Origin of the sequence: Streptomonospora nanhaiensis (assembly GCF_026642255.1) — a bacterium.
Classification (GTDB): Bacteria; Actinomycetota; Actinomycetes; order Streptosporangiales; family Streptosporangiaceae; genus Nocardiopsis; species Nocardiopsis tropica.
The window spans coordinates 913,683-937,442 of sequence record NZ_CP113264.1 but is presented as its reverse complement, the minus strand read 5'-3'; the positions used below and the strand labels follow the sequence as shown (position 1 = coordinate 937,442).

Below are 23,760 nucleotides of genomic sequence, written 5' to 3'. Positions count from 1 at the left end.
AGGATACATGCGTGTCACAGGCGTCCTGCGGGCACGTGACGCCGGGGCGGGGAGCGGGGGCCGGGCCGGGCCTGTGGCGTCGGGTTCCGGGGCGTTCTGTGAGATGCGCCGCGCCACCGGGCCGGGCCCGGCGCCGGGGCGCCCGGGGCGTCCGGGCGCAAGGGCCGGGGTTTCCCTCGCGCGCACGGGGATAGGGGCGGGGAAGGGAACGGGTGGAAGGCTCCCGGACCAGGGCTCGAACCTGGACGATGGGGACCAAAACCCCACATGCTGCCGATTACATCATCCGGGAAGGCAGGGGGCGCGCACACGTCGCGCCCGTACGCCAGGCACCAACATAGCGCCTCCGGTGGAGGGCTTGCCAAACCTACGGGGTCGTAGGTTACGGTTACGTAGGAATAGGTTGGGCCGTCGCGACGGGTGCTCCGCGCCTCTCGGACACCGTCCGACCGCGAGGACCCTGCCGTGACGACGAGGTGTGTACGACCATGACCACTGCTGCCGAGCTACCGACCGAGAACGCCGAGGGGAAGCGCGAGGCGATCCCCGAGTACGAGCCGGAACTGCGGGGCAGGGCCGAGCGCTTCACCGTCTTCGCGTTCGTCTTCGTCCCGCTCATCGCCCTGCTCGCCTCCGTCCCCTTCTTCTGGGGATGGGGCCTGAGCCTCACCGACATCGCGATCGCGTCGGTCTTCTACCTCATCAGCGGCCTGGGCATCACGGTCGGCTTCCACCGCCACTTCACCCACGGCTCCTTCAAGGCCAACCGCCCGCTGCGGATCGCGCTCGCGGTCGCCGGCTCGCTGGCCATCGAGGGCAGCGTCATCAAGTGGGTGGCCGACCACCGCCGCCACCACAAGTACGCCGACGCCGAGGGCGACCCGCACTCGCCGTGGCGCTTCGGGGACGACTGGAAGTCCGTCGCCAAGGGCCTGTACTACGCGCACATGGCCTGGATGTACCTGGACGACAAGAAGACCTCGCCGCGCCGCTTCGCCCCGGACCTGCTCAAGGACAAGGACATCGTCCTCGTCGACAAGCTGTTCCTGCCGATCGTGCTCTTCTCCCTCGGCGCCCCCGCCCTCATCGGCGGCCTCGTGACCATGTCCTGGTGGGGCGCGTTCACCGCGTTCTTCTGGGCGAGCCTGGTCCGCGTGGCGCTGCTGCACCACGTCACGTGGTCCATCAACTCCATCTGCCACACCATCGGCGAGGAGAACTTCGAGGTGCGCGACCGCTCCCGCAACGTGTGGTGGCTCGCCATCCCGTCGTTCGGCGAGTCCTGGCACAACCTGCACCACGCGGACCCGACCTGCGCGCGCCACGGCGTGCTCAAGGGCCAGATCGACATCTCCGCCCGCGTGATCTGGGCGTTCGAGAAGCTCGGCTGGGCCACGAAGGTCCGCTGGCCCAACAACGACCGGCTCGCCGCCAAGCGGGTCAAGGTCTAGGATCGATAGCCATCATGGGAGCAGCCGACAGCGAGCAGAAGGTCCGCGTGCGCCGCAAGCGCATGACGGGCAAGGAGCGTCGGCAACAGCTGTTGGAGATCGGCCGGGAGCTGTTCGCCGAGCGCGGGTTCGACGCGACCTCCGTCGAGGAGATCGCCGCACGGGCCGGGGTGTCCAAGCCCGTCGTGTACGAGCACTTCGGCGGCAAGGAGGGGATCTACGCGGTCGTGGTCGACCGTGAGATGCGCACCCTCCTGGAGATGATGGGCGAGGCCCTCACCGCCGACAGCGCACGGGGCAAGATCGAGAAGGCTGCGCTGGCCCTGCTGCGCTACGTGGAGGAGAACACGGTCGGGTTCCGGGTGCTGACCCGCGACTCCCACGTGGCCTCCGGCACGGGAAGCTTCGCCAGTCTGATCAACGACATCGCCAGCCAGGTCGAGCACATCATGGTCGACGAGTTCGCCGAACGCGGCTACGACCCGGCACTCGCCCCGATGTACGCGCAGGCCCTGGTGGGCATGTGGGCGCTGACGGGCCAGTGGTGGCTCGAGGTGCGCAGGCCCAAGCGCGAGGTGGTCGCCGCGCACCTGGTCAACCTGGCCTGGAACGGGCTCGCGAGCCTGGAGCCCAAGCCGAGGCTGCAGACGAGGCGGCGGGGCGGGGGCTGACCCCCGTCCCCCGGCGCACCGGGGGACGGGTCCGCCGCGGCCCGTCCCCCGCGCCGCTGCCGCGAGCGGGACGCGGGAAGTGCGGCATACCCGCCCCACTATCTTGATGTCAAGAGATAGGCTGTCCCCATGCGCGATGAGGTGGATGGGCTGATCGAGGCGTGGCGCTCCCAACGCCCGGACGTGGACGTGACACCCCTGGAGGTGTTCAGCCGTGTGTCCCGGCTCGCACGCCACCTGGACCGCGCCCGGCGCACGGTCTTCACCGAGCACGCACTGGAGCCCTGGGAGTTCGACGTGCTCGCGGAGCTGCGCCGCTCCGGTCCCCCGTACGAGCTGAGCCCCGGACGGCTGCTGCGCGCCACCCTGGTGACCTCCGGGACCATGACCAACCGGGTGGACAGGCTGGCCGCCGCCGGCCTGGTCAAGCGCCGCCCCGACCCCGACGACAAGCGCGGGGTGCTGGTCCGGCTCACCGAACGCGGCGCCGAGCGCATCGACGCCGCCCTGGAGTCGCTCCTCAGCTACGAGGAGACGCTTCTGGCCCCCATGCCCGACGGCGACCGGCAGCAGCTGGCATCGTTGCTCAGATGCCTTCTGGCCCCCCTCGACAGGGACCCCTCCCGACCGCAGGGCTAGGGCTCGTTCCGCGGAACGTCCCGGGCTCGCGGCGATCGGCGCGCGCGCCGGGACCGCCGGAGGCATCCCCCGCCCCCGGCGGTGTCCGCCCCCACCAGGAGCGCTGCCGGGCGCGCACCGCGTTTCGGGCTCCGGCGGGAGAGAACGGCGTGAGAGCTCGGCGGCCCGCCCCCGCCGCCGCGTGCGGGTCCCTCCTCCGTCCCGGAGAGCGCTCCGAACGGTCGCGGCGGTCCGGGCCCCGAGGCCGGCCCGCTGAGAGACATCTCCCACCCGGACGCTCGACGCGGACCCGCGGCGGCTGGCATCGTGGCCCGGACGCCTTCCGGTTCCCCCACGTGAAGGGCCCGGCGGCACCCGGGAAGGGCGGCGCGCCCGCCCACCGGGCAGCCCCGGGCACGTACCTGCAACCGACCCGGGTGGGAGACAGAGAGTGCGAATCCGCTGGATCGCGGTGACGGCCGTCGCAGTGCTGGCGGCGGGGTGCGCGGGCACCGACGGAGAAGGGACGGCGGCGCCGGGGACCCCCGGCGCCGAAGGGGGCTACTACCTGTCCCTGGGCGACTCGCTGGCCGTGGGCGTGCAGCCCGACGAGGACGGGACGCCCGTCGAGACCGAGGAAGGGTACACGGACGTCCTGTACCGCACCCTGCTCGACGACGACCCCGGCCTCCGGCACGAGCGCATGGGCTGCGCGGGCGAGGACACGACCACGTTCATGGAGGGCGGTCTGCCCGACTGCGAGGAGCGCTACGACGACGGTGAGCAGCTCCGGGCCGCCGAGGACTTCCTCGCGGAGCACGAGGGCGAGGTGGACCTGGTGACCCTCACCATCGGGGCGAACAACTTCACCCGCTGCGTGCAGGGGGTGAACGCGCCGGACGGCCGCGCGGACAGCTCCGAGGACATCGACATCGACGCGGAGTGCGTGGCCGACGGCCTCGACCGCCTGGAGGACGAGGTGCCCGAGATCGCCGAGCGGCTGCGCGCCGCGGCCGGCCCGGACACCCGGATCGTCGCGATGACCTACTACAACCCGTTCCTCGCCTTCCTCCTGCTCGACGACGACCCCGCCGGGCAGGCCGCCGCGTCCGCGGAGGAGGCCGAGGAGGTCTTCCCCGAGCACGAGGCGCGGGGCGGGCTCGCCGAGGAGGCCGTGGAGATCCTCACCGAGGTCAACGGGACGCTCACCGAGGCCTACGAGGCCGAGGGCATCGAGGTCGCGGACGTGGACTCCGTCTTCCAGGCCACCAACAGGGAGGTGCCCGAGGACAGCGGGACCGGCATGCCCGCGAACCTCCAGAACGTGTGCGACCTGACCTGGATGTGCGACGCGGAACGGGGCCCGGACATCCACCCGAACGAGCAGGGCGCGCGGGAGATCGCCTCCGTCTTCGCGGAGGAGGTGCGCTGAGGGGCGCTCCGCCCGCGTGGGGACCCGGCCGGGCGTCCCCTCTCACGGGGGATCGGCGGACCGGGCCGGGGCCCGTCCCCTCCGGTCCGGGCCCGCCCCGGAGGGGACGGGCTACCGCGCCCTCACGCCTCCCCGGGGAGCGACTTCTCGATGAGCGCGACGATGGCGGGGTCGTCCGGCAGCGTGGCCGGGCGGAAGCGGTGCACGGCGCCGTCCGGGAGGACGAGGAACTTCTCGAAGTTCCACTTCACCTTCCCCGCCTGGCCGTCCGCGTCGGGGGTCGCCGTGAGCTCGCCGTAGAGCGGGTGGCGGTCCTTCCCGTTGACCTTGACCTTGCTCGCCATCGGGAAGGTCACCCCCCACGTCGCGGAGCAGTACTCGGCGATCTTGCCGTCGCTGCCGAACTCCTGGAGGAACTGGTTGCTGGGGAACCCCAGCACGGTGAACCCCCGGTCGGCGTAGCGTTTCTGCAACTCCTCCAGCTGCCCGTACTGCGGCGTGAGCCCGCACCGGGAGGCGACGTTCACCACCAGCCTGACCTTTCCGGCCCACTCGCCGAAGGTCGTCTCGCGCCCGTCGATCAGCGTCACCGGAATCTCGTCCAAAGCGGTCATGCGGGTTCACTCCTGTCCACTGGGGGGGTGGCGCCCGGCGTACGGTCGGCCGCGGCGGCCCCATGTTCCCGGAGGCTACTCGACGGCGCCCCGAGCCGCCCGGCGGAGGCGGGGAACCCCTCGCCGGGCCCCCTCGCGGGGCCCCGGCCGGAGGAGCGCGCCCGGCGGTCAGTCGCCGACGATCTCCGCCTGCTCCAGCCAGACCTCCTCCAGCTCGCCGCGCTCGGTCGCCAGGGCCTTGGCCTCGGCGTCCAGTTCGGCGAGCCGGACGTAGTCGTTCGCGGCGGCGGCCATCAGCTCGTGCAGCTCCGCCTCGCGCCTGGTGATGCGGTCCATGCGGCGCTCGACGCGCTGGAGCTCCTTCTGGGCCGCGCGCCGCTCCGTCGCGGACACCGCGGGCTGCTCGGGGGCGGCCCCGGCCGCAGCGGTCTCGGACGCGCCGAGCGGCACCGTGGCCTCCCCCGCGGTCACCGCGCGGCGCTCCAGGTACTCGTCGACGCCGCCGGGCAGGAAGGCGAGGCTGCCGTCCCCCATGAGCGCGAGCACCCGGTCGGTGATGCGCTCCAGGAAGTACCGGTCGTGGCTGACCAGCACGAGGGAGCCCGGCCAGCCGTCGAGGAGGTCCTCCAGCTCGGTGAGGGTCTCGATGTCCAGGTCGTTGGTGGGCTCGTCCAGCAGCAGCACGTTGGGCTCGTCCATGAGCAGGCGCAGGAGCTGGAGGCGGCGGCGCTCGCCGCCGGACAGGTCGCCGATCGGCGTCCACTGCCGGTCGCCCCGGAAGCCGAAGCGCTCCAGCATCTGGCTCGCCGTGTAGTCGCGCTTGCCGATGGTGATGTGCTCGCGGATCTCCATGACGGCCTGGAGCGGGCGCGCCTCGGGGTCGAGTTCGACGACGTTCTGCGACAGGTGGGCGAGCCTGACGGTGCGGCCGGTGCGCACGCTGCCGGAGTCGGGCTCGCGCTCCTCGGCGAGGATCTTGAGGAGGGTGGACTTGCCCGCGCCGTTCACCCCCACCAGGCCGACCCGGTCGCCGGGGCCCAGCTGCCAGGTGAGGTGGTCCAGGAGGGTCCGGTCGGGGACGGCCACCGACACGTTCTTGAGGTCGATGACGGTCTTGCCGAGCCGGGAGCTCGCGAACCGCACCAGCTCGACGGTGTCGCGGAGCGGCGGCTCGTCGGCGATGAGCTGGTTGGCCGCCTCGATGCGGAACTTGGGTTTGGAGGTCCGGGCCGGGGCGCCGCGGCGCAGCCAGGCCAGCTCCTTGCGCATGAGGTTCTGGCGCCGCTCCTCGGAGGCCGCGGCCTGGCGGTCCCGTTCGGCCTTGGCCAGGACGTAGGCGGCGTAGCCCCCCTCGTAGCGCTCGACGGCGCCGCGCCCGACCTCCCAGGTGCGGGTGGTGACGGCGTCCAGGAACCAGCGGTCGTGCGTGACGACCACGAGCGCCTCCGGGCGGCCGCGCAGGTGCTCGGCGAGCCAGGCGATGCCCTCGATGTCGAGGTGGTTGGTGGGCTCGTCCAGGACGATGAGGTCGTGGTCGCCGATGAGCAGCCGCGCCAGTCCCGAGCGGCGGCGCTCGCCGCCGGAGAGCCCGGACATGGGCGTGTCAAGGTCCCAGCCGCCGAGGAGGCCCCGCAGGACGTCGCGGATGCGGGAGTCGCCCGCCCACTCGTGCTCGGCGCGGTCGCCCAGCACGAACCCGCCGACGGTGGTGTCGGGGAAGGTGTCGCGCTGGTGCAGGAAGCCGATGCGCAGCCCGCGGTTGTGCACGACCCGCCCGGAGTCGGGCTCGGTGATGCCGGAGAGCACGGAGATCAGCGTGGACTTGCCGCCGCCGTTGCGGCCGACCACACCGATGCGTTCGCCCTCGTCGACGCCGAGCGACACCTTGTCGAGGAGTACGAGCGGCCCGTAGGCCAGGGACACGTCCTGAAGGTTGACCAGATTCGTCATCACCTTCCATTGTCCCGGGTCCGACCCAGTGCCCTGGCCCCCCCGCCCCGGGGCACGGGATCCCTGTCCCGACGGCGGGGCCGCGGTCCGGGCTCTCGTCCCCCCGCGGGGGCGCGGCGAGCCCGGGCACGGGCGGCGGGTGTGCCTCCCGCGGGGGAGCGGCCCGGGTCGCGGTGACCGAGCACGACGCCGCAGTCGCCCGGCGCCTCACGCGGGGATGCGCCCCGGACGGCGCGTGTCCCCGCACGGGACGCGCCCGGGGCCGCACCACGCAAGGCCCCGGGCGCGTTCCGCGCCGCCGGGTTCCCCGGCCCCGGCCTACGCCAGGAAGAACCCCCTGGCGGCCTCGGCGATGCCCTCCGCGTCCAGGCCGTGCGCCCGCGCGTGCTGCGCGGGGGCGCCGTAGGCGCGCAGTTCCCGGTCGCGGGCCACCCCCAGCCCGAGCTGCCGGTGGCGCCGGTCCACGAGGGCCGCCGCGACCTCGTGCGCGGAGGTCCCGGCGAGGTAGGGCTCCACCACGAGCACGTCGGCGTTGCCCGCCGCCCCGACCAGGGCGCTGAGCCCCGCGCGGTCGAACGGGCGCACGGTGGAGGTGTGGGCGACCGTCACGTCGAGGTCGGCGGTGGCCTCCAGCACGCGGTCCAGCATCGGTCCGACGGCGACCACCACGCCCGCGGAGCGGGGCGACCCCGTGCGCACCGCGGACAGCCGCCCGTCCACGGGCCGGGGCGCGCGGTTCGAGGTCTCCGACAGCCTCACGTACACGCGGTCGTCGCCGGGGATGGCGGACTCCAGGGCGGCGCGGGCCTCGTCCGGGTGGCCCGGCACGTGCACGGTCCACCCCGGGAGGGTGTCGAGCAGGGCGACGTCGCCGGGCGCCTGGTGGGTGCGCCCCTCCTCGGAGGCGTCGTAGGAGCCGCCGATGCTGACCAGGACGGCGCCCACGTCCTGGTGGGCGAAGTCCAGTTTGACCTGCTCGAACGGCCGCTCGACCAGGAACGGGGCGTAGCTGTGCACGATCGGGCGCATCCCGGTCAGGGCGAGCCCGCCGGCCACCCCGATCATGGCCTGCTCCCGGATGCCGACGTCGACCACCCGCCCGGGGTGGCGGGCCGCGGCGGAGCGGAACATGCCCGCCGAGATGGCGGCGAGGACCACCGCGACGCGCGGGTCGCGGTCCATGGCCTCGCTGACGGTGGCGGCGAAGGTTTCTCGCATGGCCTGTCCCCTACCTGGTCCGGACGCGGGCGACGACGGCCAGCGGCCGTCCTGTGTGGGGCCGGGTGAGGGCCTCGTGGAGGGCGTCGTGGTCGCGCCCGGCGACCTCGCGCGCCGCCCACCCCTCCCCCGCGAACCGTGCGGCGACGCCGCCGGGCCAGCCGTGGGTGCTTGAGGCGTTGTCCACGACGACCGCGGTGAGGTTGTCGACGCCGAGCCGCCCGGCGACGGCGATCGCCTCGTGGTTGCTGCCCTCGTCGAGTTCCCCGTCCCCGAGGAGCACCACCACGCGGGGGGCGGCGCCGTCGGGGCGGCGGACGCCCTGGGCGCGCAGGCCGAGGGCGCTGCCCAGTCCGAGGGGCAGGCCGTGGCCGAGGGAGCCGCTGCCGATCTCCACCCCGGGCACGAGGACCCGGTCCGGGTGGTGGCCCAGCGGGGAGTCGAAGGCCGTCCAGCCGCGCAGGGCGGCCACGTCCACGAACCCCTTGGCGGCCAGCACCGCGTAGAACGCCGCGGGCCCGTGGCCCTTGGACAGCAGGAAGCGGTCCCTGGCGGGGTCCTCGGCCGTCGCGGGGGTGACGGCCAGGACGCGGTCGTAGAGGACCCACACCACGTCCAGGGTGGAGTGGGCGGCGCCCATGTGCTTCTCGTCACCCTCCATGAGGCCGATGAGGGCTGGCAGGTCGGCGTAGCGCGACAAGGCGGTTGCGGTCGTCATGCACACCAGTGTTCGACCTCAACCGTGGTTCAGGTCAACTGGGCGAAACCCCCACAGAACGGAAGAAACGACAGTGATTTAGGTCACAGCACAACGGCGCCCGGCACGTCCCCGTGGGCCGTCACCACCTGCTCGCACAGCCCGCTCCCCTCCAGGGCCGCGACCACCGAGGCCTCGCGCTCGGCCACGACGGCGGCGTCCTCCGGTCCCCCGCCCACCAGGAACGCACAGGTGGGCCCCGAGCCCGACACCAGGGCCCCCAGGGCCCCGGCGCCCCGCCCGGTCCCGAGGGTGCGCTCCAGCTCCGGCAGGAGGGACAGGGCGGCCTCCTGGAGGTCGTTGGTGAGCGCCGCTCCGACGGCCGCGGGGTCCCCCAGCGCGAGCGCGCCGGCCAGGGCCGGGTCGAGGCTCGGCGGGGGGGCGTCCGGACGGATCCGGTCGTACTCGCGGAAGACCCGCGCCGTGGACAGGCCGTGCGGCGACAGGGCGAAGACCCAGCGGAAACGGCCGGGGCTGGCCATCGGCGAGAGGACCTCGCCCCGCCCCGTCCCGACGGCCGTCGAGCCCACCAGGGCGAAGGGGACGTCGCTGCCGAGCTCGGCGGCGCAGTCGAGGAGGGCCTCCCGTGACAGGCCGGCGCCCCAGAGCCGGTCGCAGGCGACCAGGGCGGCGGCCGCGTCCGCGCTCCCTCCGGCCATGCCTCCCGCCACCGGGATGTTCTTGTCCAGGTGGACGGTGACGGGGAAGCCCTTCCCCGTGCGCTCGGCCACCAGGACCGCCGCGCGGGCGGCCAGGTTGCTCGCGTCGAGGGGAACGCGGGAAAGGTGGGACCCCAGGCCGCCGCCGGCGGTCAGTTCCGCGACGACGGAGCCGCCCCCGCCCGGGGGACTCGGCCGACGCGACCGGGCCTCCTTGACGGTAACCTCATCGAACAGTGAGACGGCGTGGAACACGTTGACGAGGTCGTGGAACCCGTCCTCGCGTCCGGGCCCCACCGCCAACTGGAGGTTCACCTTCGCGGGGACCCGCACGGTTACGGTGGTATTAACGGTCACGAGTCCCCAATCGTAAAGGAACCCCCACCTTGCGTGAACACGTACCCCGCCAGGGGCGCCGGTGTGTTCACCCCCTCCGACCGGCGCTAACGCCATCGGCGGAAGGAATCGGGAACCAGGATCACGATCCGGGGATCGTCACCACTGTCATGTCAGTCACCGCCTGCCCCCAGAACGGCCCAATCAGGCCGCTGAGTGGGAATCAGGGCACAAACACCGCTACCTTGGGGCAAGGCGGGGTTTGGACACCGTCGGGGAGGGTCGCTTGCCGTCGGATGGGCTCCCGAAGAACCTGGAACCGCTGGCCGCCGGGGATCCGGCCACCATCGGTCCCTACGTGCTGTCCGGCAAGCTGGGCAGCGGTGGCATGGGCACCGTCTACCTGGGCAGTATGTCGGACCGGAACAACCAGGTAGCCATCAAGGTCATCCGTCCGGAACTCGCCTTCGACGAGGCGACCCGGGCGCGTTTTCGCGATGAGATGGAGAACGCCCGCAAGGTCGCCTCCTTCTGCACCGCCAAGGTGCTCGACCACGGGACGTTCGAGAACCGTCCCTACATGGTCACCGAGTACATCGCCGGCACCGCCCTGGCCGAGCACATAGCCGAGAACGGTCCGCTGGACTCCTCCACCCTGCACGGCTTCGCCCTGGGCGTGGCCGCCGCGCTCGCGGCCATCCACCGCACCGGGCTGGTCCACCGCGACCTCAAGCCCGCGAACGTGCTGCTGTCGCTGTCGGGCCCCCGGGTGATCGACTTCGGCATCGCGCGCGCGATGAACACCGCCACGAACCACACCCAGACCGGCATCGTCATGGGCAGCCCCGGGTGGATGGCGCCCGAGCAGCTGTTGGAGGAGCAGGTCACCACCTCGGCGGACATCTTCGCCTGGGGGTGCCTGGTGGCGTTCGCCGGCAACGGCACGCACCCCTTCGGCAACGGCGACGCCATGACGCTGGGCAAGCGGGTGCTGTTCGCCGAACCCCAGATCGGCAACCTGGACAGCCCTCTCGACCGCCTCGTGACGCGTGCCCTGGCCAAGGAGCCGAACCGCCGGCCCACCGCCCAGGACCTCCTGCTGGAGCTGGCGGGCGGGGAGGACAGCACCAACCCCAACGACATGGTGTCGCACGCGCTGCACCAGTCGTGGCGGCCCAACCTGCCGCCGATGCCGCCCGGCCCTCCCCCGGGGATGCGCCCCCAGCAGGGCGGGCCCGGACACCAGACCGTGACGGGCATGCGGCACCCGGCGCCCGGCCAGTACCAGGCGGGCCCGCCCATGCCCGCGCACCAGACGGGCAACTTCCAGCACCCGCAGCCTCCCGCGGGGCCGCCCCCGGGCTATCCCGCGACCGGCCACCAGCCCGGCCCACCGCCGGGCGGCCAGGCGCAGCAGCCCCGGCAGGCGGGTCCGCCCCCGGCCCAGCACCCGGCCTCGACCGGGCCCATCCCGATGGTGCCCCCCGCCGACCAGCAGGCGAACCGCCCGGGGCCGCAGCCGTACGTGCCCCCGGTCCCCCCTCCCCCGCACCGGCCGGCCGCACCGAACCGGCGCCGCGGACTGGTCGTCGCGGTGGCGGTGGGCGCCGCGGTGCTCCTGGTGCTCATGGCCGTCCTGACGATCCTGGTGATGAACCGGGACGACCCGCCGTTCTCCGGCGGGGACGAGGCCCCTCCCGCGGGGGCCGGCTCGGAGCAGGAGGAGGCCCCGGAGCCCGCACCGGACGACGGCGCCGACGACTCCGTCCCCTCGGACGGATCCGGCGGGGTCTCCGCCGACGGCACGGTCGAGTACCGGGTCAACTCCGTCAACTGCGGGATGGAGACGCTGGAGGGCCGATCCGCGCTCCGCAGGGGCGAGTACTGCGTCGTGGACCTGCAGGTCACCAACCTCCTCGAGGGCGAGCGCTTCGTGTTCGACAGCAAGTCGCAGTACCTGGTCACCGAGTCGGAGTCCGAGGTCGTCGCGGCGACCCCGTCCAGGGACGAACAGGTGAGTTCGCTGTGGGACACCGGCGGCCTCGCCCCGGGCACCCCGGCCGCGGGCGAGCTGGTGTTCATCCTCACCGAGGACGAGAGCCCGGTCAGGCTCCTGCTCAACAACACCCCCGGCGGCGCGCCGACCTCCATCGAGATCCGGGACATGGTGACCTACTAGGGCGTGGTCCGTGGAGGCCCGCGGTCGGCCCGGCGCCCGCGCCGATCACCGCGGGCCCGGCACGACCCGCGGAACACGGCCGGGGGCGGTGGGCCGGGAGGGTGCGCGGCCCCGCCCCGTCCGGAAGCGCTGCCGGGCCCCGCGGCCCCGGGCCGGAGCGCGACGGAGGACAAGGACAGGGCCCGGCACACACGCGGTGTGCCGGGCCCGTCCGTGCTCCGGGGAGGGGCGCTCCCCTACTCCCACTCGATGGTGCCCGGGGGCTTGCTGGTCACGTCCAGCGTCACCCGGTTGATCTCCCGGACCTCGTTGGTGATCCGGTTGGAGATCTTCGCCAGCACGTCGTAGGGCACGCGCGACCAGTCCGCGGTCATGGCGTCCTCGCTGCTGACCGGGCGCAGCACGACCGGGTGGCCGTAGGTGCGGCCGTCGCCCTGCACGCCCACCGACCGGACGTCGGCGAGCAGCACGACCGGGCACTGCCAGATCTCGCGGTCCAGGCCGGCGCGGGACAGCTCCTCGCGGGCGATGGCGTCGGCCTCGCGCAGGATCTCCAGGCGGTCGCGGGTCACCTCGCCGATGATGCGGATGCCCAGGCCCGGCCCGGGGAACGGCTGGCGCCACACCATCTCGGCGGGCAGGCCCAGCTCCTCGCCGACCTTGCGCACCTCGTCCTTGAACAGCTCCCGGAGGGGCTCGACCAGGGTGAACTGCAGGTCGTCGGGCAGGCCGCCCACGTTGTGGTGCGACTTGATGTTGGCGGTCCCGGTGCCGCCGCCGGACTCGACCACGTCGGGGTACAGGGTGCCCTGCACGAGGAACTCGACCTCGGCGCCGCCCTCCCCGCCCTCGGCGACGACCTCGCGGGCCGCCTGCTCGAAGACGCGGATGAACTCGCGGCCGATGATCTTGCGCTTCTCCTCGGGGTCGGTGACCCCGGCCAGCGCCGACAGGAACCGCTCCTCGGCGTCCACGACCTTGAGCTTGGCCCCGGTGATCGCGACGAAGTCCTTCTCGACCTGCTCGGCCTCACCCTTGCGGAGCAGGCCGTGGTCGACGAACACGCAGGTCAGCTGGTCGCCGACGGCGCGCTGCACGAGGGCTCCGGCCACGGCGGAGTCGACGCCGCCGCTCAGCGCGCAGATGACGCTCTTGTCGCCGATCTGCTCGCGGATGCGCTCCAGCTGCTCCTCGACGATGTTCACCATCGTCCAGGTGGGACGGCACCCGGCGCCCTCGTACAGGAACCGGCGCAGCACCTCCTGGCCGTGCTCGGTGTGCATGACCTCGGGGTGGAACTGCACGCCGAACAGGCGGCGGTCGGTGTCCTCGAACGCGGCGACCGGGGCGCCGGCGGTGCTGGCGGTCGTGGCGAAGCCCTCGGGGGCCCGCACCACGGAGTCGCCGTGCGACATCCACACCGACAGGTCGGCGGGGGCGCCCGCGAACAGCAGGGAGTCGGTGACGGCCGTCAGCTCGGTGCGGCCGAACTCGCTCAGGTCGGTCCGGTCGACGGTTCCGCCCAGGGCCCGGGTCATCGCCTGGAAGCCGTAGCAGATGCCGAAGGTCGGGACCCCGGTCTCGAACAGCTCGGCGCCGACGACGGGGGCGCCCTCGGCGTAGACCGAGGACGGGCCGCCGGAGAGGATGATGGCCTTGGGTTTCTTGGCGAGCATGTCCTCGACGGGCATGGTCGAGGGCACGATCTCGCTGTGCACATGGCATTCGCGGACGCGTCGTGCGATCAGCTGCGCGTACTGCGCGCCGAAGTCCACGACGAGAACGGTGTCGAACGTGCTCTCAGCACCAACGGACACGACGGAGGACCTTCCGCAGGAAGTACAGGGATAGGCGTCCAGTCTAGGGCGTTCCCCGTGCTCAACCGGTACTCCGGGGTGTGCGGTGGGGCTCAGCTCCCGGCGCCCCCGAAGCCGCCGGGGTTGGCCGACTGCCAGTTCCACGCGTCCCGGCAGGCGTCGTCGACGGTGAGGGCCGCCTTCCAGCCCAGGTCGCGGGCGGCGGCGGAGGGGTCGGAGTAGCACACGGCGACGTCGCCGGGGCGCCGGTCGGCCACCTCGTACGGGACGGGTGCGCCGGTGGCCCTCTCGAACGCGCGCAGGCCCTCCATGACCGAGGTGCCGCGGCCGGTGCCCAGGTTGTAGACGCGGCAGCCCGCGGTGTCGCCGAGGTGGTCGACGGCGGCCAGGTGGCCCTGGGCGAGGTCGACCACGTGCAGGTAGTCCCGGACACCCGTGCCGTCGGGGGTGTCGTAGTCGTCGCCGAACACGGTGAGCCGCTCCCGGCGTCCGGCCGCGACCTGCGCGATGTACGGGAACAGGTTGTTGGGGACGCCCAGGGGGTCCTCGCCGATGAGCCCGCTGGGGTGGGCGCCGATCGGGTTGAAGTAGCGCAGGGAGACGATGTGCCAGCGGGGGTCGGCGGCGGCCAGGTCCTCCAGGACGCGCTCGATGAACAGCTTGGTGGCGCCGTAGGGGTTGGTCACCGAGAGGGTGCTGTCCTCGGTGAGGGGCAGGTGCTCGGGGTCGCCGTAGACCGTCGCCGACGAGCTGAACACCAGGTTCCGGACGTCGTGCTCGTCCATCGCCTCGGCGAGGTTCAGGAGCGCGTCGAGGTTGTTGCGGTAGTAGCGCAGCGGCTGGGCGACGGACTCGCCCACCGCCTTGAGCCCGGCCAGGTGGATGACGGCGTCGACGTCGTGGACGTCGAAGATCCGGCGCAGCGCTGCGGGGTCGGTGCAGTCCGCCCGGTGGAAGGCGACGGTCCGCCCGGTGATGCGCTCGACGCGGCGGACGGCCTCCTCGCTGCTGTTGACGAGGGAGTCGACCACGACGACGTCGTGTCCGGCCTGGAGCAGTTCGACCGCGGTGTGCGAGCCGATGTACCCGGCCCCCCCGGTGAGCAGTACGTTCATCTCTCGCTTCCCTGGCTGAGGAGCGCCCGCCCTCTCGCGGACGCTCCCCAGGATAGGGGGCGGCCGGGTCGGCCGCCGGTGACACGCGCCACCCGGGCACCTGCCGTGACCGGCCGCTCCCGGGCCCGGTACGGCGGGCCGCGGGCGCGCCGAGGGGGCGGGCGCGGCCGGGCGCCCGCCCCCTCCGGTCCGCGCGGGTCAGCCGCGTCCCGGCGGGGTGCTCCGGCGGGTGTCCAGCCACAGCACCTGCGGGTCGTGGTCGCTGACCTGGTCGTGGAACTCGGAGTTGAGCCGCGCGACCGCGTAGTCGACGCGTCCCGCCAGGGCCCGGTTGACCAGGATGTGGTCCAGGGCCTGGGAGTTGCCGTCGAACACGTAGTTGTAGCGCTCCCCCTCGGGCAGGTCCGCCATGGGGTTGTACAGGCGATCCTCCCCGGTGAGGATCTCCAGGGTCCGCGAGAACTGGAAGTCGTTCAGGTCGCCCATGACGACCAGGTTGGCCTGCGGGTCCGCCGCGAGCAGTTCGTCGGCGAACGCCCCGACCAGCTCGGCCTGGGCGTGGCGCTGGGCCTCGCTGGTGCGGTTCGGCGGCTGGTTGACGCCGTGGAGCGGCTCGTCCCCGACCTTGGAGTTGAAGTGGTTGGTGACCACGTAGACGTCCCGGTTGAGGGCGCGGAAGTGGCCGACCAGCGGCTTGCGGCTGGAGTCCCACGCCTCGTCCAGCGGGCTGATGCGGCCCGGGGACACCGACAGCTCGGCGCCCCGCGCGCCCTCCACGACCTCGACGGCGGTGGTGGCGTCGCCGCCCTCGCGGTCCACGAACTCGACCCGCTCGGGGTCGAACAGGAAGGCGTTGCGGATGTTGCCGCCCGGCTGTCCGCCGTCCTGCTTGTCCTCGGGGCTGATCTGCCGCCACTCGTAGGCGGGGCCGCCGTGCGCGGCGACGGCCTCCACGAGCCGGTCGAGGGTGACGCCCGCGTCGACGGTGCCGTCGTCCACGGGGCCGCTGTCGTCCTGGATCTCCTCCAGCCCGATGATGTCGGGCGTGTCCAGGTGGTCGACGATCCCGGCCGCGAGCGCGTCGAACCTGGCCTGGTCGTCACGGCCGCCGAGGTTCTCGACGTTGTAGGTGGCGATGCTGACCTCGTACCGCTCGGTGTCGCGGACCGGGGTGCGCTCCAGGCCGCCCGGGACGTGCTCCCCCAGGGTGGTGGCGCGGATCAGGTAGCCGCCGAACCGGCTGTGGTGGAGGGGGCCCTCGGTGACCCCGGCGAGGGTGTCGCCGACGTTCGCCTCGGGGAAGGGGTGCTCGGCGCGGTCGAGCAGGGACTCGACCTTGACCCGCCCGGAGTTGGGTTCGTCGTAGGAGCCGTAGGCGGTCCCGCCGTTGACGGTGGGGTTCTGGCCGGGATCGGTGGTCACCCACAGGGCGTGGTAGCCGTCCGTGGCGCCCACCACGGGGGCGTCCTCGACGCGGACCGTCATGTGCTCGTGCGCGGCCCAGAAGTCCAGCGCGTACTTGTCGGGCTCCAGCTCCAGGCCGGAGACGTCGCCGCCGTGGTCGGGCGCGTACGCCTCGGGGAGGGCGTCGGCGTCCAGCAGGACGGAGTCGGGGAGCGCGTTGCCGGTGGACAGGACGGTCCAGCGGGCCCCGTCGAGCTGGGTGGTGGTCTGGTGGCCGGCCGCGGGCCGGTACTCGCCGACCCGCCCGGCGACCAGGACCTCGTCGCCGGGGGCGACGGCGGGCGTGGTGGAGCCGGTGAAGACGAAGAGGGCCTCGCTCGTGCGGGGGTCGCCGTCGCCCTCGGTGTCCTGGAACCAGAATCCGCGGGCGCCGCCGAAGGCGTTGACCGCCGTCACCACCCCGGGCAGGCCGGTGACCTGGCGGCCGGCGTACGGGGAGGTGCGGGTGGTGCCCTGCACGTCGTGGACGCGCAGGTCGCCGGGCTCGACGGGCTCCTCCGGCCCGCCGCCGTCGCCCGCCGTCTCGCCCGCCGCGTTGGTGGGCGTGGGGTCCCCGGCGGTGAGGTCGGCGGCGTTGTCGCCCGTGTCGGTGAACGCGGCGTCGCGCGAGGCGGACGCGGTGTTGGAGAGCCCCGTGACGGGCGATCCGGCGTGGACGACGGCGTTGCCGTAGCCGACCACGTCCACCACGGAGCCGTCCTGCGCGCACGCCGCCGCGGTCCGGCAGGAGACCGGCTCGGTGCCGGAGACGAGCAGGACCGTGCCCGCCGTCGCGGACATGTTGGTGCTGCCGGCGGTGTCGGGGGCGGGGAGCTCGACGCTGCCCCCGGCGCCCGCCGCCTGGCGGACGAGGTGGTGGCCTCCCGCCGGGATCTCCCCGGTCAGGGCCGTGACCTGCACCCGTGTGGACGGTCCCGGGGCGGCGGGGAGGTACTGGACGCTCCAGCCGTCGAGGTCGGCGGGTCCGCCGGCCGGGTTCCCGAGCTCGACGAAGTCGTGGCGCAGCAGGGCTCCGCTGTTGCCGCCTCCGCCGTACACCTCGCTGATCACGGGCGCGGCGTCGTCGGCGAGGGCGGGCGGCGCCGCCGCGAGGCCGACGCCGAGGAGGACCGCGGCCGCGGCGGACGTGGACGCGATCAGACGTCCGGGTCGGGTGGGGGACACATCTGCTCCGGGGGTCGCTGGGCAACGGGGGCCCGCACATCATCACCCGCGCGGATGTCCGACCGGAAGAGAAGGCGTGAAATGGAGGCGAAGCGGGCGGCCGCCGGCGCGGTCCGACCGGCGCCGCGCGTCCTGCGCCCGCGCGGACCGCCGGGTCCGGCCGGGGCGCCCGCGTCCCCTGCCGGGACCGCGGGCGCCCGGGCCCAGGAGGTCCCCGCTCCGCCCCGGCCCGCTCCGCTCCCGGCCGCGTGTCCGGCCCGGCGCCCCGGACGGGGCCGCCGGGCCGGGCGTGCGCCTACAGGCGCGGGTCGACCGGCTCGGAGGCCAGTGCCAGGACCGCGAACACGGGCTCGTGCACCCGCCACAGGGGTTCGCGGCGGGCGTGCCGGGCCAGGGCCTCCAGCCCCAGTTTGTGCTCGCGCATGGCCAGGCTGTTCTTGCGGCCGAGGTTGCGGTCCTTGAGCACGGCCAGCCTCTCGGGGTCGGTGTAGTCGGCTCCGTAGACGATCCGCAGGTACTCGGGCCCGCGCACCTTCAGCCCCGGCTGGACCAGGCCCTTGCGGCCCTCGGCCCGTGCGCCCAGGACCGGCTTGACCACCATGCCCTCGCCGCCGGCGGAGACCAGGTCGGTCCACCAGTCGGCGGCCGAGCCGCAGGCCGCCGGGTCGGTGGTGTCGACCACCCGGTAGCGGGTGGGCTGCACCAGTCCTCCGGCCTCCGCGAGCCGTTCGGCGATCGCCATGTGCCACAGGTGGTCGGCGTCGGTGTACTCGCGGCCCTCGGAGGCGAGCACCGCGAAGGGCGCGTACCGGAGCCCCGCGGCGCCGTCGGTGTCCCACGAGTAGCGCCGGTAGACCCGGCTGAACGCCTCCGTCTGCTCCGTCCGCAGGGCGACCTTGTCGGCCAGGCCGTCCACGGGCACACCGCGCGCGGCCGCGGCGCGGAGGGCGGCCGCGGCGGCGGGCAGGGAGGCGCGGGCGGCGGCGCCCACCGACGCGTACTGCTCGCGGATCAGCGGCCGGGCCTTGGCCGACCAGGGCAGGAGCTCACCGTCCAGGGCCACCCAGTCGGTGCCGAGCCGGTCCCACAGGTCCGCCTCGGTCACGGCGCGGCGCAGCTGGTCGACGACCTCCGCCCGGAGCGCGGGGTCCTGGAAGAACGGGCGCCCGGTCCGGGTGTAGACCGTCCCCAGCTCGCCGGGGACGAACCGCCGCTCGGCAGCCTCCCCGTCCCTGCACAGCACGGCGACGGCGCGCGAGCCCATGTGCTTCTCCTGGCACACGACCTCGCCGGTCCCGGCGCCCCGGAAGTACGCGAACGCCTCGTCCGGGTGCTCCAGGAGCCCCGGTGCGGCGGCGGTCGGCGCGGGGGCCATGGTCGGCGGCAGGTACAGGAGCCAGCGCGGGTCGACCGCGAACCGGCTCATGACCTCCAGCGCGGACAGCGTGCTGCCGCTGTCGGTGCGCACGGCCCCGTCCGCGGTCTCCACGTACAGGCCGGGAGCCGAGACGCCGTCGCCGACCCCGACGTCGGTGATGTCGACGGTGTCGTCGGCGCGCCGCTCCCCGTCCTCCGGGGGCGTGCCCGACAGCGGCCGGACCGGCTCGTACCAGGTGCGGTGGGCGTCGACGTCGACCAGTTCGCGCTCCGGGTGGCGCAGCGCGGTGAGCTTGCCGCCGAACACGCAGCCCGTGTCCAGGCAGATGGTGTTGTTGAGCCACTCCGCCTTGACGGTGGGCACGTGGCCGTAGACCACGGCCGCCTTCCCCCGGTACTCGCGGGCCCAGGGCAGCCGCACGGGGAGGCCGTACTCGTCGGTCTCCCCGGTGGTCTCGCCGTACAGGGCGAAGGAGCGCACACGGCCCGAGGCCCGGCCGTGGTACTCCTCCTTGAGCCCGGCGTGGGCGACGACGAGCCTTCCCCCGTCGAGGACGAGGTGGCTGACCAGGCCGTCGCAGAAGGCGAGCACCCGCGCGCGGAACTCCTCGCTCTCCCGGCCCAGCTGCTCCAGGGTCTCGGCCAGGCCGTGGGTGGCCTGGACCTTGGCGCCCTTGAGCGCTCTGATCAGCTTGTTCTCGTGGTTCCCCGGCACGCACAGGGCGTCGCCGTCGGCGACCATGCCCATGACCAGGCGCAGCACGCCGGGGCTGTCCGGCCCGCGGTCCACGAGGTCGCCGACGAACACCGCCGTGCGCCCGTCGGGGTGGCGCGCCCCCACGGGGCGCCCCTCCCCGTCGCGGGACAGCTCGTAACCGAGGACGCCGAGGAGTTCCTCCAGTTCCTCCCGGCAGCCGTGCACGTCGCCGACGATGTCGAAGGGGCCGGTGAGCTCCGTCCGGTCCGGCCAGGCGCGCTCGAGTTCGACGGTGGCGCCGTCGATCTCCTCCGGTCCGCGCAGGACGTGGATCCTGCGGAAGCCCTCGCGGGACAGCCTCTTCAGCCCCTGGCGGAGTTCGCGCCGCTGCCGCCGGACGACGTGGTCGCCGAAGTCTCGGTCGGGCCGCCCGCGGTTGCGCTCCTTCGCCAGGGCCTCGGGAACGTCCAGCACGATCGCGGTGGACAGCACGTTGTTGTCCTTGGCGATGCGCACCAGTTCCCCGCGCACCCTGCTCTGCACGTTGGTGGCGTCCACGACGGTGAGGAGTCCCCGCCGCAGCCGGATGTCCACGACGGTGTGGAGCAGGGCGAACGCGTCCGCGCTCGCGGACTGGTCGTTCTCGTCGTCGCTGACCATGCCCCGGCAGTGGTCGGAGCTGATCACCTGCGTGGGCGCGAAGTGCTCGGCGGCGAACGTGGACTTGCCGGATCCGGACACCCCGATCAGCACGACGAGCCCCATCCTGGGCACGCCGAGCACACGCGGCTCGGGGGTCCGGTCCTCCTCGGTCGTACTCATCGGACGAAGACTCCCATCTGGGTCGGGGAACCGGTCTCCGGGTCCTCGGACCCGACCGGCAGGCGGCGGAGGCGGTAGCCGTACTGTTCGGCGACGCGGTCGCCCCACCGGGCGAACTCGGCGCGCGTCCACTCGAACCGGTGGTCGCTGTGCCGGAGGGAGCCGTCCGCCAGGCCCTCGTAGTGCGTGTTGTACTCGGCGTTGGGGGTGGTGACCACCACGACGCGGGGCCGGGCGGCGCCGAACACGCTCTCCTCCATCGCGGGCAGCCGCGACGGGTCGAGGTGCTCGATCACCTCCATCAGGACGGCGGCGTCGTAACCGGAGAACCGCCGGTCGCGGTAGACCACGGAGCCGACCAGCAGCTCGGGGCGCGGCGGCGCGCCGTTGGCGCCCACCGCCCCTCCGGTGAGGGCGGGCAGCGGCCGGTGGCGCCTGCCCCCGCCGGGGTCGCAGCCCCGGCAGGTCCTGCGGTGGGCGTGTTCGAGGGCGGTGACGCTGACGTCCACCCCGGTCACGCGTGTGAGGGAGCGGTCGGCCGCCAGCCGCGCGAGCAGCCGGCCGGAGCCGCAGCCCAGGTCGATGACGCTGGTGGCGTCCTCCGCCTCCAGCACCGCCATGACCGCCCCGGCGCGCTGCTCGGCCAGGGTGGGGACGCGCTCGTCGTGCCCCTCGGCCGGGGGCGCCGTTTCGGCCTCCTCCGCCGCGGGGTCGTCCGCGCCGTCGCCCTCCGCGAGGCCCTCGGCCTCGGCGATGCGGGCCAGCGCGGTCCGCACGTAGGCGTCGCGGCGGTTGAGGTAGCGGTGGGTGATCCAGTCCCGCTCGGGGTGCCCGGCCAGCCAGCCGACGTCCGCGTCGGGCCCGTCCGTCCCGTCGCCGTCCTCCCCGGGCGCCTCCGGCGCGATCGCGGAGGGCGTCGCCTCCCCGGCCGCGGACGGCCCGTCCACGGCCGTCCGCGGCGCGGCGCCGGGCAGGCCGCCGGCGCGGAGGAGCTTGTCGACCTCGCTCCGGTCGACCCAGTAGTGCTTGCTGCCGTCCATGGCGGGGAGCAGCACGTACAGGTGGCTGAGGGCCTCGGACAGGCGCACGGTCCCGGTGAGGGTGAGTGAGAGGTAGTGGGAGTCGCCCCAGCCGGGCAGGCCGGGGTCGAGCGGGACCGGTTCGGCGTCGACCGTCCACCCCAGGGGCTCGAAGAGCGCCCGGGCGCGCTCCGCACCGGAGCGGCAGGGGACGGCCGGCATCCGCAGCTCCAGCGGGAGGGGCGTGCGCGCCAGTTCGGGCCGAGCCCTGCACGAGCCCCGCAGCGCGGACCGGAACACCCTGCCCAGTGCCACCGTGAACAGGGAGGACGTCGCGTAGGGACGGTCGTTGACGTACTGGGCGAGGGAGAAGTCGGGCGAGCTCACCGACGTGCGCGCCCGCAGGAGCGCCTGGGCGTCGACGTCCAGCAGGAGGGCCGCCGTGCAGCGCTCGCCGGTGGCCTCGGGGTAGAAGACGTGGGCGGTTCCGAAGGACTGCTCGAAGCTCTGCGCCCTGTCCGGGTGCTTGTGCAGCAGGAAACCGAGGTCCGTCGCCGGGGCCGCCGTGGTCGTGATCGTCAGTAGCACCCGTGCATTGTGTCCCCTCGGTCCGGCGCGGGGCCAGGGCTTTTCCGGCGGGGCCGGCGGAGCGGTGCGTCCGGCGGCCGGGTCCCGGGGCCGGGGGACCTCGCGGCGGGCGGCCGTGCGGAGCCGCCGGGGGTCAGCCGCCGGCGCTCTGCCGAGCGTGCCCGGCGGCGTGCAGGCGGGAGGTGACCAGGGCGGCGCCCGACAGGCAGAGCACGGAGACGACCGCGTCGACCGCGCCCATGGTCAGCATCGGGTCGATCTCGGTGTAGGCGGACCCGACCGGGATGGCGGTGTCGATCCACACCCACACCGTCAGGCCCACGAACGACAGGACCAGGTAGGGGACCGCGAAGACCAGCGCGGTGAGACCCGGGTAGGGCAGCCGGACGAGGCGGAGGAGGGGCCAGGCCAGGAGGGGGGCGACGAGGACGGGCACGAACGTCAGGAGCATGCCCGCGCCGATGTTGGCGTCGGGGCTGTCGTCGTGGGCCCCGATGGCGGCCCGCGCCACCCAGGCGGCCAGGAGCAGCAGGACGGACATGGCGAGCGCCGCGGCCGCGGCGAGGAGCATCGCGCGGGGGGCGGACACGGGGGTGTGGGGTCGGTGGGTCATGGTCCCAGCTTCCCCCGCCTCCCCCTCGCCCCGCATGAGTACGCCTACTCACGGGGCCGGGGCCCTCAGGACGGTTCCGGCCCGCCCGTCGTGCGGACAGGGTCCACGCCGAGCTCCTCCATCGCCCGGGCCACCTGGGACCGGGCGCCTCCGAAGAACGACCACGGCTGGTCGCAGTAGACGTTGCCGACGGCGGACAGGTGCCATCGGGCGGCCTCGGTCATGCCCGCGCGGTGGAACGCCCAGCCGAACAGGTGGTGGGCCCGGACGTCGCCGGGGTGCGGCTCGGACGCGGCCGCCCACCCCTGTGCGAGGTCGAACAGCTCCTGCGCCGACCCGCCGTGCAGTCGGCCCAGCGCCTTGTCGACGACGAAGGGGGTGTTGCCCTCGGCGGCCAGCCTCTTCTGCTCGACCCGCACGTGCTCGGCGTGGGCGAGCGCCAGGACGGACGGCAGCGGGTGCCCCTCGGGCGCGGTGTCGGCGGCGGCTCCCGCGAAGGCGAACATCTCCTCGGTGCTGCCGCCCCTGGTCGCGGACAGGGAGCGCGTGCGGACCAGGTGTGCGGGGAACAGGTGCGGCGACCGTCCGGCGATCTCGCGCCAGAGCCGGTCCTTGTCCTCGCGGTCGGCGCCCAGGCCCATCGCGACGGTCTGGAGGCCCGCCCAGGGTGCGGCGTCGTCGGTGCGCAGCCGCGCCGACGCCTCCAGGGGGATGCGGGCCTCGTCCAGGGCCGCGGTGAACGCCTTGCGGTCGGCCTGGCGGGTGTCCGCGCCGCCCGCGGGCCGGCGCAGCGCGCGGGCGAGGAGCGTGTGCCCCAGCCAGAGCAGGACGTCGGCCCGGTCGGCGCCGTCCCCGAGGAGTTCGACGACGCTCTCGGGGCGGTCCGCGGCCGCGCGGCCGAGCACCTCCGCCTGGACCACGCGGGTCTCGGGGTCCTCGCGGGACTCGGCCAGCAGCGGCAGCGCGGCCGAGGCCTCCCCCTCGCGCACGGCCTCGCACCCGGCCCGGAGGAGGGGGTCGGCGCCCAGGGACGCGGACACCAGGCGCGCCTCGATGTCGGCGCCGCGGGGCACCCTTGCCGGATTGCGTCCGAATCGCCACATGTGTGCGAGCGTAGCGGGCCCGTCGTGCCTGGACGACGGGCCCGCCGGGGGGCACGGCGGGGCCGGGCCGCCACCGCCGGGGCGGGGGCCGGGCGG

At 74.0% G+C, this 23,760-nt stretch carries 17 protein-coding genes; 5 read left to right on the top strand and 12 right to left on the bottom strand.

Annotated features, from left to right (window positions below; all coding sequences use genetic code 11):
- Positions 1-488 precede the first annotated feature (488 nt).
- The 4 genes from OUQ99_RS04240 (at position 489) to OUQ99_RS04225 (ending at position 4,172) form a co-directional block, all read left to right on the top strand.
- Complete coding sequence (locus tag OUQ99_RS04240) at positions 489-1,451, top strand: acyl-CoA desaturase (protein ID WP_267948115.1); 963 nt, start codon at positions 489-491, stop codon at positions 1,449-1,451.
- A 14-nt stretch (positions 1,452-1,465) separates the two neighbouring features.
- Positions 1,466-2,122, top strand: a complete 657-nt coding sequence (locus tag OUQ99_RS04235) for a TetR/AcrR family transcriptional regulator (RefSeq protein ID WP_267948114.1) — start codon at positions 1,466-1,468, stop codon at positions 2,120-2,122.
- 129 nt (positions 2,123-2,251) lie between these two features.
- Positions 2,252-2,761, top strand: coding sequence for a MarR family winged helix-turn-helix transcriptional regulator (locus OUQ99_RS04230; protein WP_267948113.1), 510 nt, complete (start codon positions 2,252-2,254; stop codon positions 2,759-2,761).
- Positions 2,762-3,206: 445 nt separating this feature from the next.
- Entirely contained in the window at positions 3,207-4,172 is a 966-nt protein-coding gene (locus OUQ99_RS04225) for an SGNH/GDSL hydrolase family protein (RefSeq protein ID WP_267950244.1), read from the top strand.
- A 122-nt stretch (positions 4,173-4,294) separates the two neighbouring features.
- On the opposite strand, the gene OUQ99_RS04220 is transcribed toward OUQ99_RS04225, so the two are convergent.
- From OUQ99_RS04220 to OUQ99_RS04200, 5 genes are all read right to left on the bottom strand, one after another.
- Positions 4,295-4,786, bottom strand: coding sequence for a glutathione peroxidase (locus tag OUQ99_RS04220; RefSeq protein ID WP_267948112.1), 492 nt, complete (start codon positions 4,784-4,786; stop codon positions 4,295-4,297).
- 168 nt (positions 4,787-4,954) lie between these two features.
- Entirely contained in the window at positions 4,955-6,736 is a 1,782-nt protein-coding gene (locus tag OUQ99_RS04215) for an ABC-F family ATP-binding cassette domain-containing protein (protein WP_267948111.1), read from the bottom strand.
- Between the two features lie 318 nt (positions 6,737-7,054).
- Positions 7,055-7,954: a transketolase family protein gene (locus OUQ99_RS04210; RefSeq protein WP_267948110.1), complete on the bottom strand. Its 900-nt coding sequence runs from the start codon at positions 7,952-7,954 to the stop codon at positions 7,055-7,057.
- A 10-nt stretch (positions 7,955-7,964) separates the two neighbouring features.
- On the bottom strand, positions 7,965-8,672 hold the full coding sequence (locus OUQ99_RS04205; protein WP_267948109.1) for a thiamine pyrophosphate-dependent enzyme: 708 nt from the start codon (positions 8,670-8,672) through the stop codon (positions 7,965-7,967).
- An 83-nt stretch (positions 8,673-8,755) separates the two neighbouring features.
- On the bottom strand, positions 8,756-9,727 hold the full coding sequence (locus OUQ99_RS04200; protein ID WP_267948108.1) for a 4-(cytidine 5'-diphospho)-2-C-methyl-D-erythritol kinase: 972 nt from the start codon (positions 9,725-9,727) through the stop codon (positions 8,756-8,758).
- Positions 9,728-9,992: 265 nt separating this feature from the next.
- On the opposite strand from OUQ99_RS04200, the gene OUQ99_RS04195 reads away from it, so the two are divergent.
- The gene (locus tag OUQ99_RS04195; RefSeq protein WP_267948107.1) at positions 9,993-11,885 is read left to right on the top strand and encodes a serine/threonine-protein kinase; all 1,893 of its coding nucleotides are present in this window, start codon (positions 9,993-9,995) and stop codon (positions 11,883-11,885) included.
- Positions 11,886-12,121: 236 nt separating this feature from the next.
- On the opposite strand, the gene guaA is transcribed toward OUQ99_RS04195, so the two are convergent.
- The 7 genes from guaA to OUQ99_RS04160 form a co-directional block, all read right to left on the bottom strand.
- Positions 12,122-13,702: a glutamine-hydrolyzing GMP synthase gene (gene guaA / locus OUQ99_RS04190; RefSeq protein ID WP_267948106.1), complete on the bottom strand. Its 1,581-nt coding sequence runs from the start codon at positions 13,700-13,702 to the stop codon at positions 12,122-12,124.
- A 92-nt stretch (positions 13,703-13,794) separates the two neighbouring features.
- On the bottom strand, positions 13,795-14,817 hold the full coding sequence (gene galE / locus OUQ99_RS04185) for a UDP-glucose 4-epimerase GalE (protein WP_267948105.1): 1,023 nt from the start codon (positions 14,815-14,817) through the stop codon (positions 13,795-13,797).
- Between the two features lie 198 nt (positions 14,818-15,015).
- Positions 15,016-17,445, bottom strand: a complete 2,430-nt coding sequence (locus OUQ99_RS04180; RefSeq protein WP_267948104.1) for an endonuclease/exonuclease/phosphatase family protein — start codon at positions 17,443-17,445, stop codon at positions 15,016-15,018.
- 295 nt (positions 17,446-17,740) lie between these two features.
- A complete protein-coding gene (locus OUQ99_RS04175; protein WP_267948103.1) occupies positions 17,741-20,341 on the bottom strand; it encodes a polynucleotide kinase-phosphatase in 2,601 nt (866 codons plus the stop codon).
- The gene (locus OUQ99_RS04170; protein ID WP_267948102.1) at positions 20,338-21,948 is read right to left on the bottom strand and encodes a 3' terminal RNA ribose 2'-O-methyltransferase Hen1; all 1,611 of its coding nucleotides are present in this window, start codon (positions 21,946-21,948) and stop codon (positions 20,338-20,340) included. The genes OUQ99_RS04175 and OUQ99_RS04170 overlap by 4 nt, the downstream gene beginning before the upstream one ends.
- Before the next feature lie 133 nt (positions 21,949-22,081).
- Complete coding sequence (locus OUQ99_RS04165; RefSeq protein ID WP_267948101.1) at positions 22,082-22,561, bottom strand: transporter; 480 nt, start codon at positions 22,559-22,561, stop codon at positions 22,082-22,084.
- Positions 22,562-22,626: 65 nt separating this feature from the next.
- Positions 22,627-23,664, bottom strand: a complete 1,038-nt coding sequence (locus OUQ99_RS04160) for a hypothetical protein (RefSeq protein WP_267948100.1) — start codon at positions 23,662-23,664, stop codon at positions 22,627-22,629.
- Positions 23,665-23,760 lie beyond the last annotated feature (96 nt).

What these genes read in the sequence shown, in the direction of transcription:
- OUQ99_RS04175 (WP_267948103.1), bottom strand. Translation starts at nt 20,341, where the DNA reads ATGAGTACGACCGAGGAGGACCGGACCCCCGAGCCGCGTGTGCTCGGC.
- OUQ99_RS04240 (WP_267948115.1), top strand. Translation starts at nt 489, where the DNA reads ATGACCACTGCTGCCGAGCTACCGACCGAGAACGCCGAGGGGAAGCGC.
- OUQ99_RS04215 (WP_267948111.1), bottom strand. Translation starts at nt 6,736, where the DNA reads ATGACGAATCTGGTCAACCTTCAGGACGTGTCCCTGGCCTACGGGCCG.
- OUQ99_RS04235 (WP_267948114.1), top strand. Translation starts at nt 1,466, where the DNA reads ATGGGAGCAGCCGACAGCGAGCAGAAGGTCCGCGTGCGCCGCAAGCGC.
- OUQ99_RS04205 (WP_267948109.1), bottom strand. Translation starts at nt 8,672, where the DNA reads ATGACGACCGCAACCGCCTTGTCGCGCTACGCCGACCTGCCAGCCCTC.
- galE (WP_267948105.1), bottom strand. Translation starts at nt 14,817, where the DNA reads ATGAACGTACTGCTCACCGGGGGGGCCGGGTACATCGGCTCGCACACC.
- OUQ99_RS04210 (WP_267948110.1), bottom strand. Translation starts at nt 7,954, where the DNA reads ATGCGAGAAACCTTCGCCGCCACCGTCAGCGAGGCCATGGACCGCGAC.
- OUQ99_RS04220 (WP_267948112.1), bottom strand. Translation starts at nt 4,786, where the DNA reads ATGACCGCTTTGGACGAGATTCCGGTGACGCTGATCGACGGGCGCGAG.
- OUQ99_RS04230 (WP_267948113.1), top strand. Translation starts at nt 2,252, where the DNA reads ATGCGCGATGAGGTGGATGGGCTGATCGAGGCGTGGCGCTCCCAACGC.
- OUQ99_RS04160 (WP_267948100.1), bottom strand. Translation starts at nt 23,664, where the DNA reads ATGTGGCGATTCGGACGCAATCCGGCAAGGGTGCCCCGCGGCGCCGAC.
- OUQ99_RS04165 (WP_267948101.1), bottom strand. Translation starts at nt 22,561, where the DNA reads ATGACCCACCGACCCCACACCCCCGTGTCCGCCCCCCGCGCGATGCTC.